The 13,893-nt window shown below is 57.6% G+C and carries 12 protein-coding genes; 6 read left to right on the top strand and 6 right to left on the bottom strand.

Translation table 11 applies throughout. The features are described from left to right. Positions 1-51 precede the first annotated feature (51 nt). Both FEM41_RS04230 and FEM41_RS04225 read left to right on the top strand, forming a co-directional pair. The gene (locus FEM41_RS04230) at positions 52-1,077 is read left to right on the top strand and encodes a LacI family DNA-binding transcriptional regulator (RefSeq protein WP_138094761.1); all 1,026 of its coding nucleotides are present in this window, start codon (positions 52-54) and stop codon (positions 1,075-1,077) included. 9 nt (positions 1,078-1,086) lie between these two features. Beyond that, positions 1,087-2,067 carry a nucleoside hydrolase gene (locus FEM41_RS04225; RefSeq protein WP_138094759.1) on the top strand — a complete coding sequence of 327 codons (981 nt, stop codon included), beginning with the start codon at positions 1,087-1,089 and terminating at the stop codon, positions 2,065-2,067. A gap of 5 nt (positions 2,068-2,072) precedes the next feature. Here the strand turns inward: FEM41_RS04225 and FEM41_RS04220 are convergent, their stop codons facing one another. From FEM41_RS04220 to FEM41_RS04205, 4 genes are all read right to left on the bottom strand, one after another. Next, positions 2,073-2,936 (bottom strand): bifunctional helix-turn-helix transcriptional regulator/GNAT family N-acetyltransferase, encoded by an 864-nt coding sequence (locus tag FEM41_RS04220; protein WP_241666568.1) that lies wholly within the window; start codon positions 2,934-2,936, stop codon positions 2,073-2,075. Positions 2,937-3,135: 199 nt separating this feature from the next. Next, entirely contained in the window at positions 3,136-4,197 is a 1,062-nt protein-coding gene (locus tag FEM41_RS04215) for an SMP-30/gluconolactonase/LRE family protein (RefSeq protein WP_138094755.1), read from the bottom strand. A gap of 114 nt (positions 4,198-4,311) precedes the next feature. Beyond that, entirely contained in the window at positions 4,312-5,664 is a 1,353-nt protein-coding gene (gene gorA / locus FEM41_RS04210) for a glutathione-disulfide reductase (protein ID WP_138094753.1), read from the bottom strand. A gap of 81 nt (positions 5,665-5,745) precedes the next feature. Beyond that, positions 5,746-6,588 carry a 23S rRNA (adenine(2030)-N(6))-methyltransferase RlmJ gene (locus FEM41_RS04205; RefSeq protein WP_138094751.1) on the bottom strand — a complete coding sequence of 281 codons (843 nt, stop codon included), beginning with the start codon at positions 6,586-6,588 and terminating at the stop codon, positions 5,746-5,748. A gap of 157 nt (positions 6,589-6,745) precedes the next feature. Between FEM41_RS04205 and prlC the strand changes: the two genes are divergently transcribed. The 3 genes from prlC (at position 6,746) to FEM41_RS04190 (ending at position 11,118) form a co-directional block, all read left to right on the top strand. Then, positions 6,746-8,788 (top strand): oligopeptidase A, encoded by a 2,043-nt coding sequence (gene prlC / locus FEM41_RS04200; RefSeq protein WP_138094748.1) that lies wholly within the window; start codon positions 6,746-6,748, stop codon positions 8,786-8,788. Positions 8,789-8,795: 7 nt separating this feature from the next. Beyond that, the gene (rsmJ, locus tag FEM41_RS04195; protein ID WP_168198760.1) at positions 8,796-9,548 is read left to right on the top strand and encodes a 16S rRNA (guanine(1516)-N(2))-methyltransferase RsmJ; all 753 of its coding nucleotides are present in this window, start codon (positions 8,796-8,798) and stop codon (positions 9,546-9,548) included. 328 nt (positions 9,549-9,876) lie between these two features. Further along, positions 9,877-11,118, top strand: coding sequence for a SulP family inorganic anion transporter (locus tag FEM41_RS04190; RefSeq protein ID WP_138094744.1), 1,242 nt, complete (start codon positions 9,877-9,879; stop codon positions 11,116-11,118). Between the two features lie 40 nt (positions 11,119-11,158). Here FEM41_RS04190 and uspA read toward each other — a convergent pair whose 3' ends face one another. Further along, the gene (uspA, locus tag FEM41_RS04185; RefSeq protein ID WP_138094741.1) at positions 11,159-11,596 is read right to left on the bottom strand and encodes a universal stress protein UspA; all 438 of its coding nucleotides are present in this window, start codon (positions 11,594-11,596) and stop codon (positions 11,159-11,161) included. Positions 11,597-11,996: 400 nt separating this feature from the next. On the opposite strand from uspA, the gene uspB reads away from it, so the two are divergent. Beyond that, a complete protein-coding gene (uspB, locus tag FEM41_RS04180) occupies positions 11,997-12,332 on the top strand; it encodes a universal stress protein UspB (protein ID WP_138094739.1) in 336 nt (111 codons plus the stop codon). 56 nt (positions 12,333-12,388) lie between these two features. Here uspB and pitA read toward each other — a convergent pair whose 3' ends face one another. After that, entirely contained in the window at positions 12,389-13,885 is a 1,497-nt protein-coding gene (gene pitA / locus FEM41_RS04175) for an inorganic phosphate transporter PitA (RefSeq protein WP_138094737.1), read from the bottom strand. Positions 13,886-13,893: the final 8 nt, after the last annotated feature.

Here is a 13,893-nt window from a genome sequence, read left to right as displayed (position 1 = left end):
AACCGCTATGCTGTTGGACTGCAATTTTGCTCTGAATCAGGCAGGTATGTTGTGAGCTCATCCCGTTCCCGGCGCGTGACGCGCACCGATGTCGCTCGTGAGGCAGGGACCTCGGTGGCGGTTGTCAGCTATGTTATCAATAACGGCCCGCGCCCGGTGGCGCCAGCAACCCGGCAACGGGTACTGGCGGCGATAGAAAAGACCGGTTACCGACCGAATGGCGTGGCGCGCGCGCTGGCATCCGGCTCTACTCAGACCTACGGTCTGGTAGTACCGAATATCGCCAATCCCTTTATCTCTTCGATGGCTCACGCGCTGCAGCAGGAAGCCTTTGCCGACGGTAAGGTATTGCTACTGGGGGATGCCGGTGACGATCGCCTGCGGGAACGCGAGCTTATCAACAACCTGTTGCACCGCCAGGTGGATGGACTGATTTATACCAGCGTCGACCGCCATCCCTGTATTGATGTGATTCAGGCCAGCGGCACGCCCTGTGTGATGATCGACAGGATCGAGCCCGGGTTAAACGTCAGTTCGATTCAGGTCAACGAACAGCAGGCGGCTTATCAGGCCACCCGCCACCTGGTGGCGCACGGCTACCGGGAGGTCGCCATTATCTGTGGACCCATGGCGATGCTGAATACGCAGGATCGCCTGTGCGGCTGGCGTCAGGCGCTGGATGAAGACTCCCTGGCGGTGAACGAGCGCTGGATTTTTTCCACCGATTACACCCGCGCTGGCGGCTATGAAGCGACCCGGCGCATGCTGGCAGGGCCGTTGCCGCGCGCGCTGTTCGCCACCAATGAGCAACAGGCGTTTGGTTGCCTGAGAGCGCTGGCGGAACAGGGGCTGAAAGTCCCGGAAGATGTGGCGCTGGTCTGTTTTAATGCCACGCAGGAGTCATATTACAGCGTGCCGTCGCTGACTGCGGTGCGCCAGCCGGTGGTCCAAATGGCGCAGGCGGCTATCGCGATGTTACGGGAGTGGGACGGTACGGCGCATCGTCTGGAGTTCGATTTTGAGTTGCAGCCTGGGGAGTCCTGCGGTTGTCGGCCGTCGGGAACCCCCGATAACTGAAGTGAGTATATGCGTGTAATTATTGACTGCGATCCCGGCAATGGCGTACCGGGCGCTAACGTAGACGACGGCCTGGCGCTGGCGCTGGCGCTGAGCGCGCCGCAGATAAGCCTGGAACTGATCACCACCGTGGCAGGTAATACCGCCAGTGAGGTGGGCTATCGTGTAGCCTGCGATCTGGTGAGCCGCCTGGGGGCCAGTGTTCCGGTCCGGCGCGGCGCTTCCCGGGCGCTGATGGAGCCGCCGGAGCCCTGGCGGGCGCGGCTGGATGGCGCGGTCGATAGTTACGGGTTACGCGAGTTGTGGCGCGATACGCCGTCGCCTGCGACTGTACCGAAATCAGCGCCGCTGGCGCCCTACGCCATGGGCGAGCTGATTTGTCAGCACCCCGGTGAAATCACGCTGATCGCCATTGGTCCGCTAACCAATATTGCGTTGGCGCTGCGCCTGTTTCCCGACATGGCGCAGGCGGTCAGGCGGATTGTGATTATGGGGGGCGTTTTCCATGTCCCTGGCTATCTGAAAGATACCAACTTCGGCCTGGATCCTGAGGCGGCGCACATGGTGCTGACCAGCGGAGCGCCCATTACCCTGGTGCCGATGGATGTGACGACCCGTACCCAGATGGTGCATGCCGATCTCGACAGGCTGGCCGCGGTGGAAAATCCCTGTACCCGCTATCTGGCGCAAACCCTGCGTCCGTGGCTCGACTATTCCATGAAGACCCGCGGTCTGCCGGGTTGCTGGATCCACGATGCTTTAACCGTCGCCTGGCTGCTGGAGCCTGGATTGTGTGATAGCGAACAGGCGTATCTGGATGTGGCGCTGGAAGGCGTGGCGCGCGGCATGACCTGCCGCCGTAGCGCGCTTAAGCTGGATGTCGGCGTTGCGCCTCCCGCTGGCGCGCCGGTGCAGATCCTGACCACGGTGGATAATGTGCGGTTGCTGGCGCTGCTTGAGCGTTATTTGCAGGGAGGCGCCGCTCCCTGAAAGCGTTATGTCAGTTTAAGCTGCATAAACAGATCGCAGCCGCCATGGCCGGTGTTCCCCTGTGGGGTTTCAAGATATTCAAAGCCGAACTTTTCGTATAGCTGCACGGCGCTTTGTAGTTCGCTCAGCGTTTCCAGGTAGCAATAGTCGTAGCCAAGACGGCGGGCTTCCTGGAGCGACAGGGCGATCAGGCGTCGCCCCAGACCAGTTCCCAGCGCATTGGCGCTCAGAAACAGCTTCTGCATTTCACAGGTTTTTTCTGCGGACCCGGCCAGCGGCGCGATCCCCACGCCGCCCAATACCCGTCTGTTTGCTCTGGCGACCCAGTAGCGACTACCCGGCTGCTGGTAAGTCTGGTACAGATTATTCAGCTCGGGATCGTGCAGGCTAACGCCTTCCAGGTGATCGACTTTATTATCCCGAAAGCTCTGACGAATAATTTCTGCCATCGCACCGTTATCGTCCGGTGCGATCTCCGTGATGACAATCTCCTGTTCCCGTTGGCTGCGGGCGTTTTTCAGCGCGCTGTTCAGACCCTGAATCGCCCGCGAGAAATCGCGACATTCGCGTTCGGAAGCCAGCTCAAGCGCCTGATCGATAAAGCGATTGGCGTTCTCTTCAATCTGTGCCAGCAGCGACGTCCCCTGGGGCGTAAGGCAGAAAGTGGAAGCCCGGCCGTCCTGGCTATCCTGACGGCGTTCCAGTAGCGCATTTTCCGTCATTCCCCGAATCGTCCGGCTGATACTGGCCTTTTCACAGCCCAGTTTTCTGGCAAGCTCTGTCACGCCAAGAGGGGCCTTATCGAGTTCAATCAGGATATGGCTTTGCAGCGGCGACAGACCGGTGCCGCTACTTTTCCGACTTAACATGCCTAATTCCCTGACCAGTTCGCGCAGGGAGGCCCTGAATGTCTGTATCTGGCTAAGATCCATAGAAAGCTCCTGAATGGGGAGGGGATAACGACAAAAAAGTTATCACTGTTAACTGAATGTCGGGAGTATAGCCAGGAATGTTATCTGTGTTAACTATTTTTATGTTCCGGCGACCCGGGCGGGACGCCGGTGTCCATTATCGGGGAATAACGGCAATGGCATTATTTTTGAAGCTACTCAGCCAGTACTCTCCGTTGGCCAGAATAGCGCCGGTACCGGCATTCATCCCCGGAATTGGGGTAGCGGAAAGTAATGGAGTGGTCTTCATGGTGGCGGGATTGAGCACATCGAGCCGCTGGTTGATGCCAGGGCAGACCGGCGCCGAATCTTCCAGGCAGGCAAAGAGGGTATCCAGGCTGGTAGCCTGACCGCCGGCGATGATTTGCCTGCCGTCCGGCGACCAGCGCAGATTGTCCGGGTGGTAATCCACCGCCGTTTTGTGTACCCGCGGCGCGCTGCCGTTGGTATCGATACGGACCAGCGCTTTTTCGGCCCAGGCGGCTATCCATACCCTTTTGCCATCCCGGGTCGCCAGCACGCCATTAGGGCCGGAGAGCGACTCACTGCCTTTTACAGGCTGAAACCCTTCTTGCGGACTCCAGCGGTACAGTCCGCCTACCGGTTTCCCTGCGTTGAGCTTCGGGTTACGCTGTGCGTCGGTGGGATCCCACAGGCTGCTGATAATCATCTGATTATCGGATAATCCGGCGACGGCGTCGAACCAGGCGTTATGCGGCGCCACCACGCAGCCCTGCCAGCTCAGGGTCGGTCTGGCGTTGTTTTCGGCGCTAATGGCAAACACTTCCACCGACTCGCGACCACCGTGGTTGACGATATACAGACGACCCGCGTCCCGGTAATAGTCCAGCCCGTGGGTGGAGAGCCGGGCGAAGTTCGGCGCGCCAGGGCAGTCAGGGAAGACCGCTTTATCCGGCGTTACCCTGACCTGACGCCAGTCCACTTTCTGCGGTTTACGATCGTGAATATTGAACAGATACAGCCCTGTCGGCTTATTTTCGATGGAAAAACTGCTGCCGATAATCCAGTTATCGTTAATCTGGACCAGGTCCTCAACGTTAATGGCGTTGCGGATTATTTGCGCCTTACCGGCATCCAGCGGTTCACTGGCTGCCCTTGCTGTTGTGCTCAGGAGCAGCGCGGACAGCGCAGCACTGGTGGTACCCTTGCATGTTTTCATTGTCGTCTCCTGTTCTTTTTGGCTTATTAAGCTTAGTGAACGGAGCGGGGGAGGTTTCCTGAATAAAAAAACGCGCCCCCGAAGGTGCGCGTTGTTGATAGCGGTGCAGGCGCGTTAGCGCATGGTCACAAACTCTTCCGCCGCAGTGGGATGAATGGCGACGGTGTTGTCGAAGTCCTGCTTGGTGGCGCCCATCTTCAGCGCGACGGCGAAGCCCTGCAGCATTTCGTCCATACCGAAGCCGATACCGTGAATGCCGACAATCCTCTCTTCCGGCCCCACGCAGACCAGCTTCATACGGCACGGCTGGCGGTGACTGGTGACCGCGGTATACATGGCGGTGAACGAGGATTTATAGACCTTCACCGCGTCGTCGCCATACTGTTCGCGGGTCTGGGGTTCAGTCAGCCCAACGGTGCCGATTGGCGGATGGCTGAAGACCACGGTGGGTACATTGCTGTAGTCCAGGTGCTCTTCCGGCTTATTGTTAAACAGCCGTTCAGACAGGCGACGCCCGGCGGCGACGGCGACCGGCGTCAGTTCGATATGGCCGGTGTTGTCGCCCACGGCGTAAATGCCATCAACATTGGTATTCTGGTATTTATCGACGACGATGTAGCCTTTTTCGTCAGTTTTCACACCGGTTACCGCCAGGTTAATGTTGTCGTTGGCAGGTTCGCGACCGATGGCCCAGATCAGGGTATCGACGGTGAGAGTACGCCCATCTTCCAGCGTCAGGGTCAGACTGCCGTCGCCGTTTTTCTCTACCGATTTCGGCACCGCGTGGGTGTGCAGGTTGGGTCCTTCGGCCTCCATCACTTCCACCAGGGTTTCCACCAGTAGCGGATCGAAGCTGCGCAGCGGCGCATGCTTACGCACCAACAGGTGGGTTTCCGCCCCCAGTCCGTTAATCACGCCAGCCAGCTCTACGGCGATATAGCCCGCGCCGACCACCGCAACGCGCTGTGGAAGCTCAGACAGTTCAAAGAAGCCGTCGGAATCGATGCCGTATTCGGCCCCCGGAATGGCCGGATGGCTCGGGCGACCGCCGGTGGCAATCAGAATATGGTCTGCGCTGATGGTTTCGTCATTAACGATGACGGTGTGGGCATCAACAAAGCGGGCGAAACCGTGGATCACATCCACCTTATTCTTGCCCAACACGTTGTCGTAGGAAGTGTGGATGCGGTCGATATAGGCGCTACGGCTGGCGACCAGCTTCTGCCAGTCCAGTTTATTCAGGGTGGCGTCAAAGCCGTAGTCCGGGCCGTACAGGCGAATCGCTTCGGCGATCTGCGCCGCATGCCACATCACTTTCTTCGGTACGCAGCCTACGTTCACACAGGTGCCACCCAGTTCCTTTGCTTCGATCAGCGCGCATTTTTTACCGTACATGGCGGCGCGGTTGATGGAAGCGATGCCGCCGCTGCCGCCACCGATGGCGATATAGTCGTAATGTTTAGTCATGGCCGTTACCTTGTGTGAATCTGGAGGTTAAATTGTAGCGAGCGATGTGAGATCGCATACAGCTATTGCTGTGATTGGCCGTTATTCCGGCACAATCCATTCCAGCCTGGTGTGTCCGATGCCTTCGGGAACCAGTCTGGCGTGGAGCCAGGGCAGTAGCTCTGCCATCTGCTGCTCCAGCTTCCAGGGCGGATTAATCACAATCATCCCCGATGCGCTCATCCCGCGCTGGTCGCTGTCCGGGCGGACCGCCAGTTCGATCTGCAGAATGCGGCGGATGCCGGTCTCCTCCAGCTCGTGAATCATGCGTTTTATCTGCTGGCGCAGCACCACCGGATACCAGAGCGCGTAAACGCCGGTGGCAAAACGTTTATAGCCATCGCTAATGCCCTGGACCACCGCCTGGTAGTCGGTCTTAATTTCATAGGGCGGGTCGATAAGAATCAGCCCGCGTCGGGAAACTGGCGGCAGTTTGGCTTTGAGCTGCTGGTAGCCGTCGCCGCGGCTGACCATGGCGCGCTTATCTTTGCTGAATTCGCCGCGCAGCAGCGGGTAGTCGCTGGGGTGCAGTTCGGTCAGTTGCAGTTTGTCCTGAGGGCGCAGCAGATGGCGGGCGATCAGCGGCGAGCCGGGGTAGTAGCGCAACTGGCCGCCGGGGTTAAAGGCTTTTACCGCGTCCAGGTATGGGGTCAGCGTTTCGGGAATGTCGTCGCACTGCCAGAGGCGGGCGATTCCTTCCAGGTATTCTCCGGTACGCTCGGCATGTTCGCCAGAAAGCTGATAACGCCCGGCGCCAGCGTGGGTGTCCAGGTAAAGAAAGGGTTTCTCTTTCTCTTTTAGCGCCTCGATAATCAGGCTCTGGACGGTGTGTTTTAAAACGTCGGCATGGTTGCCGGCGTGAAAGCTGTGGCGATAACTGAGCATTGCCTGATGATTCCTGAGGGGTAAATGGCTAATCCCGCCAGTATATCGTAAAGCGGCGGCTTCCGGGATGGCATTGAAATTCCGCTGCTTCACCCCCATGCTTAATCGTATTGCGCCGTGAGATGCGTTTAACGAACAACAATTCAGGACCGAGCTTATGACAAATCCATTATTGACCCCGTTTGCCCTGCCGCCGTTTTCCAGTATCCAGCCCGAACATGTGGTGCCCGCCGTCAGCGAGGCGCTGAAGGCCTGTAAGGAGAAAGTGGAAAGCGTGGTGGCGCAGGGGGGGCCGTATAGCTGGGATAACCTCTGTCAGCCGCTGGCGGAAGTGGACGATCGTCTGGGGCGGATCTTCTCGCCGATAAGCCACCTGAACTCGGTTAAAAACAGCCCCGAGCTGCGTGCTGCCTACGAACAGACTTTGCCGCTGCTGTCCGAATACAGCACCTGGGTTGGTCAGCATGAGGGGCTGTATCAGGCATATCGCAACCTGCGCGATGGTGAAAATTACCCGCAGCTGGATGTGGCTCAGAAGAAGGCGGTGGATAATGCGCTGCGCGACTTCGAACTGTCTGGCATCGGTCTGGAAAAAGAGAAACAACAGCGCTATGGCGAAATCGCCGCCCGCCTGTCGGAACTGGGCTCCGCCTACAGCAATAACGTGCTGGACGCTACCATGGGCTGGACCAAACTGATTACCGACGAAGCTGAGCTGGCCGGTATGCCGGAAAGCGCCATGGCCGCCGCCCGCGCTCAGGCCGAGGCCAAAGAGCAGGAAGGCTGGCTGCTGACCCTGGATATTCCGAGCTATCTCCCGGTAATGACCTATTGCGATAACCAGGCCCTGCGTGAAGAGATGTACCGCGCTTACAGCACCCGTGCTTCCGATCAGGGACCGAACGCCGGTAAATGGGATAACACGCCTGTCATGAATGAGATCCTGGCGCTGCGTCATGAACTGGCGCAACTGCTGGGCTTTGGCAGCTACGCCGAGAAATCTCTGGCCACAAAAATGGCGGAAAACACCGCTCAGGTGCTGGAGTTCCTGACTGACCTTGCGAAGCGCGCTCGTCCCCAGGGTGAAGAAGAGCTGGCCCAGCTTCGCGCTTTTGCGAAGCAGGAGCACGGGGTGGACGAACTTCAGCCCTGGGATATCACTTACTACAGCGAAAAGCAGAAGCAGCATCTTTACAGCATCAGCGACGAACAACTGCGCCCTTACTTCCCTGAGCAGCGTGTGATCAACGGCCTGTTCGAGGTGGTTAACCGTATTTACGGCATTACGGCGAAGGAGCGTAAGGATGTGGATGTCTGGCATCCGGATGTACGTTTCTTCGAACTGTATGATGACAGTAACGCGCTGCGCGGCAGCTTCTATCTGGATCTCTACGCCCGCGAACACAAGCGCGGCGGCGCCTGGATGGACGACTGCGTAGGGCAGATGCGTATGGCCGACGGCAGCCTGCAAAAGCCGGTGGCTTATCTGACCTGTAACTTTAATCGCCCGGTTAACGGTAAACCGGCGCTATTCACCCACGATGAAGTGACCACCCTGTTCCACGAATTTGGTCACGGCCTGCACCATATGCTGACCCGCATTGAAGCGGCGGGTGTGACCGGCATCAGCGGGGTGCCGTGGGATGCGGTCGAGCTGCCGAGCCAGTTTATGGAAAACTGGTGCTGGGAACCGGAAGCGCTGGCGTTTATCTCCGGCCATTATGAGACCGGCGAGCCGCTGCCTCAGGCGCTGCTGGACAAAATGCTGGCGGCGAAGAACTACAACGCGGCGATGTTTATTCTGCGTCAGCTGGAGTTCGGCCTGTTCGACTTCCGTCTGCATGCGGAGTTTAACCCCGAGCAGGGCGCGAAGGTGCTGGAAACTCTGCGCGAGATTAAAAAGCAGGTGGCCGTGGTGCCTGGTCCCGAGTGGGGCCGTTTCCCGCACGCTTTCAGCCATATCTTTGCCGGTGGTTATGCGGCGGGTTACTACAGCTACCTGTGGGCCGACGTACTGGCGGCAGATGCATACTCTCGCTTCGAAGAGGAGGGTATCTTCAATCGCGAAACTGGTCTTTCCTTCCTGGATAACATCCTGAGCCGTGGCGGCTCTGAAGAGCCGATGGAACTGTTCAAACGCTTCCGCGGCCGCGAGCCGAAGCTGGATGCCATGCTGGAACACTACGGCATCAAGGGCTAATCGCTTCGTGAAAATCTGTTTACTCGATGAGTCGGGCGCCGGTGACGGCGCCCTGTCCATTCAGGCCCAGCGCCAGGGGCTGGAACACGACGCTGACAGCCCGCTGGCGCTGGTGCTTACGCCGCATCATCTGGAGCTACGCAAGCGCGACGAGCCAAAGCTTGGCGGTATCTTTGTCGATTTTGTCTCCGGTGCCATGGGGCACCGCAGACGCTTTGGTGGCGGGCGCGGTGAGGCGGTCGCCAAAGCCGTAGGCGTGAAAGGGGACTATCTGCCGGATGTGGTGGACGCCACCGCCGGGCTGGGACGCGATGCTTTTGTACTGGCGGCCGTGGGCTGTCGGGTACGGATGCTGGAACGTCATCCCGTGGTGGCGGCGCTGCTGGAAGATGGCCTGCGCCGCGGCTACGCCGATCCCGAAATCGGCGGCTGGCTGCGCGAGCGGTTGACGCTGATTCACGCCACCAGCCTGACGGCGCTGGATGATTTACGGCCGCGGCCGCAGGTAGTTTATCTGGATCCCATGTTTCCCCATCGCCAGAAGAGTGCGCTGGTGAAGAAAGAGATGCGGGTATTTCAGGCGCTGGTGGGGGCCGACGAAGATGCCGATGGACTGCTGTCGCCCGCGCTGCGTCTGGCGACGAAGCGGGTGGTGGTCAAGCGCCCGGACTACGCGCCGCCGCTGGCCGGTAAAGCGACGCAGTCGGCGGTCACCACCAAAAGTCACCGTTTCGATATCTACCCCGGTACGCCCGAGTAACAGACGCTACCCGCCTCACTCAGGGGCGGGTAATCTTAAATAAGATTAACTTATATAATCATCCCGCCGTTATTTTTCTCCTTGTTGCTTTCGGTTATTCATTTGTTTTTGAATCATTTTGTTTAAAGGCATGAAGATTTTTCATTTGCGGTAGCGTTTGAATGATAAATTTTATTTAAGATTTCATTAAGAAAATTCTCCCAGATTGACGGATACACGTTCACTGACAGGGGAGCCTTATCGTGAATCCAGTCAAATCGCTTGTTGTCCTGATTTTTTCGTTACTCAACACCGGCACTATGCTGCACTTCATAGGGAGGGCGGCCTGATGAACGGAACGACAATCCGTAGTGATATCCTGGCCGGGATTATCGTATTTCTGGTGGCGCTGCCGATGAATCTGGGGATCGCCCAGGCATGTGGGTTGCCGCCGGTAGTTGGGGTCGTGACGGGTATTACCGGAGGGCTGCTGGTGACGCTGCTGAGTCCGTCGCGTTATGCAGTGAGCGGCCCGGAAGCCAGTATGGTGACCATTATTCTGGGCGCTTCCGCAAGCCTTGGCTCCTGGCCGTTGCTGCTGACCGCCATCGTGCTGGCCGGTGTAATGCAACTGTTGATGGGCTGGCTTAAAGCCGGGCGCTGGATCACGCTGACGCCAGCCCCGGTGATCGCCGGGATGCTAATGGCGATTGGCATTATGCTGATTACTCAACAGATTCCGGTTGCGATGGCGCTAAATACCACAACTTTTAGCCTGTCGCCCGGCTCGCTGCTGCTGGCGACCCTGGCGCTGATTATCTTGTTTGGCTGGGAGTTGCCCATGATTAAACGCCAGCGCATTCTCTCAATGGTACCGGCGGCGTTGATAGCCGTACTGGCTGGCGCATTGGGACTGGCGTTGATGAAGGCCTGGACGACGCTTGGCGACGGCGTAAAAACGGTGACGTTGCCTGAGCTCTCGAGTCCAGGAGCCTGGAGTAACGTGCTGTCACATCCCGACTGGCATGGCGCGTTGACCAATCCACAGGTCTGGTTAACGGCGGTGAATATTGCGCTGGTGGCGAGTCTGGTGACGTTGCTAAGTCAGGAGGCGCTGAAGAAGCTTAAAACTCAGACGCCGCCGCCATCCTCCGATCGCGAGCTTTATGCTCAGGGGGCGGGCAATATCCTCAGTGGCTTGTGCGGAGGCCTGCCGGTCACGTCGGTGATTGTACGAAGCTCGGTTAACGTTAACGCCGGTGCTCGCACCCGTCTGTCAGCCATTGTTCACTGTTTACTGCTGATGGTAGCGCTGTTCTGGCTTAGCGGGCTGATTAGCCTGATTCCTATGCCAGTGCTGGCGTCAATTTTGATCGCCAGTGGTTGCAAACTGGCGGCGCCCGGAGTGCTGAAACAGCAGTGGCGACAGGGCGTATTTGATTTTGCTTCGTTCCTGGCGACGCTGGGAGGCATTATCTCGTTGGGGGTGCTGAGCGGCATTGCGTTGGGCGTGGGAGTTCAGGTGCTGGGATATACGCTACGTAGCCAGCCCGGAAGTCTGACTGCGGGGCGTCTTGAGCGCGAGCGTTAAAAATGAGCGGGGCCCCAGAGGCCCCGCTCATTCTGGCTGGTTATTCTTCGTCGTCGTCGCGCAGCGGCACAATGAGCATGTCGACGTGGACGGTATTAATCAACTGGCGGGCAGAGGACATCAGCTTACTCCAGAAGTCCTGATGATGACCGCAGACCACCAGGTCCATATCGTATTGCTTAATGGCATCGACCAGTACCTGGCCCAGATCGCCACTACCGCTCAGGGTTTCGGTAATTGGGTAACCGGCGTTGTTGGACAGTTCAGATAAAGCGTTATGAGTTTCTTCTGAGATACGCTTCTGCATATCGCCCAGGTTCACATCGATCAATCCGGTGTAGAGATCGGAGTAATTCACATCGACATGAATCAGGGAAACTTTCGCGTCGTAGGGTTTCGCCATTGAAACCGCTTTTTCTACCAGTACTTTACTCTCGGGGGAGAGGTCTACCGCGATCAGAATGTGTTTGTAAGCCATGGTGTTACTCCTTCCATAAGATGTCGATGACCAGATGGAGCGGATAGCGCGCCGTGATTGATGGCTATCCTCGCTCCCGCCTCCTGCGTTCCACATGTGCGGGAACTATATGCACTCATTATAGATGCTATCAGTACCTTACTGCGAGCCGGGGCAAAGCGTCAACGTCATTACCTTAGCTGTTCTTATTTCAAGAAAAAGTGCGCAGAAATACCGTGATGGGGATTAACTATGTGGCAAAAAAATTAATGGATCTCCTACAATAATAATTAAACCGTTTGGATAGATATTTGTGACTCCGATCGGGTTTGTTGTGTCTCTTGTCATCACCGTAGTCTGGGTTATTGGGAAGCGGAAGCCCCGGAGCGCGGCTTCGTGGGCAGTACGTCGGGGAGGTGGTATGATCAGCACCGTCGCGCTGTTTTGGGCCTTGTGTGTGGTTTGTGTGGTGAACATGGCGCGCTACTTCTCATCATTGCGCGCACTTCTGGTGGTGCTTCGTAGTTGTGATCCCCTGCTGTATCAGTATGTCGATGGCAGCGGCTTTTTCACGTCTCACGGGCAGCCCAGTAAGCAAATGCGTCTGGTGCGTTATATCTATGCGCAGCGCTATCGCGATCATCACGATGAGGAGTTTATCCGCCGCTGTGAGCGGGTACGTCGTCAGTTTATTCTGACCAGTTCGCTGTGCGGTCTGGTTGTTATTAGCCTGGTTGGGCTAATGATTTGGCACTGAGACAAAAAAAACGGGCCATTGCTGGCCCGCCTGATTTATGGGTGACGTCTGCACGCTTAAATAAAGTGCAGCGAAATCCAGTAAAGACCGCTGGAAAGTCCAATCGCCGCCGGCAGGGTGAAGACCCAGGCCATCAGGATATTGGTAACGGTTTTGCGCTGCAGACCGCCGCCGTCCACGACCATGGTCCCCGCCACAGAGGAGGAGAGCACGTGGGTGGTGGATACCGGCATCCCGGTGTAGCTGGCGACCCCGATGGAAACGGCTGCTGTCATCTGGGCGGACATCCCCTGCGCGTAGGTCATGCCTTTCTTACCAATCTTTTCGCCGATGGTGGTCGCAACGCGACGCCAGCCGATCATGGTCCCAATGCCCAGCGCCAGCGCGACGGCCATAATGATCCAGATAGGGGCGTACTCGATGGTAAACAGCAGGTCTTTTTTCAGGTCTTTCAGGTAACGCTTATCTTCCGCTTTGGTTTCCGGCAGCGCAGCCGCTTTATCGGCGGTGTCGGCAACGCAGAGCAGCAGGCGGCGCAGATCGCCACGGTCTTCGACGGAAAGTTGATCGTAGCTTTCCAGACCGTTGAGCATCTGCTTAGCGCGGTCCAGCGCCAGTACGGCGCGCCCGGCGTCACAGTGGAACTCGTGCGGCTTGCCTTCCACCTCTTCAGGCGTAGGAATGACCGGCGACATGTCGATAACGTGCTTAAGCGCATCGCCATGCTGCTGGAAGTACTGCTCTACGTGGTTGATAGCGTCACGGGTACGCGCAATATCGTAGCCGCTGGCATTCATATTGACCACGAACCCGGCAGGCGCCACGCCAATCAGAACCAGCATAATCAGACCAATGCCTTTCTGACCATCGTTCGCGCCGTGCGAAAAGCTTACGCCGATAGCGGAAATGATGAGCGCGATACGGGTCCAGAACGGCGGTTTTTTCTTGCCGTCTTTCTTTTCGCGTTCAGCGGGCGTCAGGTGAATACGACGCCGTTTCTTGGTGCCGCTCCAGTAACGACGCAGCAGGAAGATCAGACCACCGGCAATCACCAGACCCACCACCGGAGAGATGATCAGGGACATGAAGATGCCGATAACCTTGGGGATATTCAGCGCATCGACGACGGAGGTGCCGGTCATCAGTGCGTTAGTGAGGCCGATACCGATAATAGCGCCGATAAGGGTGTGGGAGCTGGAGGCTGGCAGCCCAAAATACCAGGTGCCGAGGTTCCAGATAATAGCGGCCAGCAGCATGGAGAAAACCATGGCAAGACCGTGTGCGGAACTGACGTTAAGCAGCAGATCGGTCGGCAGCATATGCACAATGGCATAGGCTACGCTCAGGCCGCCAAGCAGAACGCCAAGGAAGTTAAACACCGCCGCCATGGCAACCGCAATCTGCGATTTCATCGCTCGGGTGTAAATCACCGTTGCTACTGCGTTTGCGGTGTCGTGGAAGCCATTGATAGCTTCATAAAACAGTACAAATCCCAGAGCAAGTAACAATAAAAGGCCGGTATGAAGATCCAGCCCGGCAAACAGATGTAGCATAGACGTTA

The sequence above is a fragment of the Jejubacter calystegiae genome, from assembly GCF_005671395.1.
GTDB lineage: Bacteria > Pseudomonadota > Gammaproteobacteria > Enterobacterales > Enterobacteriaceae > Jejubacter > Jejubacter calystegiae.
The sequence above is the reverse complement of the archived record's forward strand: the minus strand, read 5'-3'. Positions and strand labels throughout refer to the sequence as shown.

Bases quoted from the DNA above. Each gene is read 5' to 3' on its own strand.
- FEM41_RS04215 (WP_138094755.1), bottom strand. From the start codon at position 4,197: ATGAAAACATGCAAGGGTACCACCAGTGCTGCGCTGTCCGCGCTGCTC.
- FEM41_RS04225 (WP_138094759.1), top strand. From the start codon at position 1,087: ATGCGTGTAATTATTGACTGCGATCCCGGCAATGGCGTACCGGGCGCT.
- FEM41_RS04220 (WP_241666568.1), bottom strand. From the start codon at position 2,936: ATGTTAAGTCGGAAAAGTAGCGGCACCGGTCTGTCGCCGCTGCAAAGC.
- FEM41_RS04190 (WP_138094744.1), top strand. From the start codon at position 9,877: ATGAACGGAACGACAATCCGTAGTGATATCCTGGCCGGGATTATCGTA.
- gorA (WP_138094753.1), bottom strand. From the start codon at position 5,664: ATGACTAAACATTACGACTATATCGCCATCGGTGGCGGCAGCGGCGGC.
- uspB (WP_138094739.1), top strand. From the start codon at position 11,997: ATGATCAGCACCGTCGCGCTGTTTTGGGCCTTGTGTGTGGTTTGTGTG.
- prlC (WP_138094748.1), top strand. From the start codon at position 6,746: ATGACAAATCCATTATTGACCCCGTTTGCCCTGCCGCCGTTTTCCAGT.
- uspA (WP_138094741.1), bottom strand. From the start codon at position 11,596: ATGGCTTACAAACACATTCTGATCGCGGTAGACCTCTCCCCCGAGAGT.
- pitA (WP_138094737.1), bottom strand. From the start codon at position 13,885: ATGCTACATCTGTTTGCCGGGCTGGATCTTCATACCGGCCTTTTATTG.
- FEM41_RS04205 (WP_138094751.1), bottom strand. From the start codon at position 6,588: ATGCTCAGTTATCGCCACAGCTTTCACGCCGGCAACCATGCCGACGTT.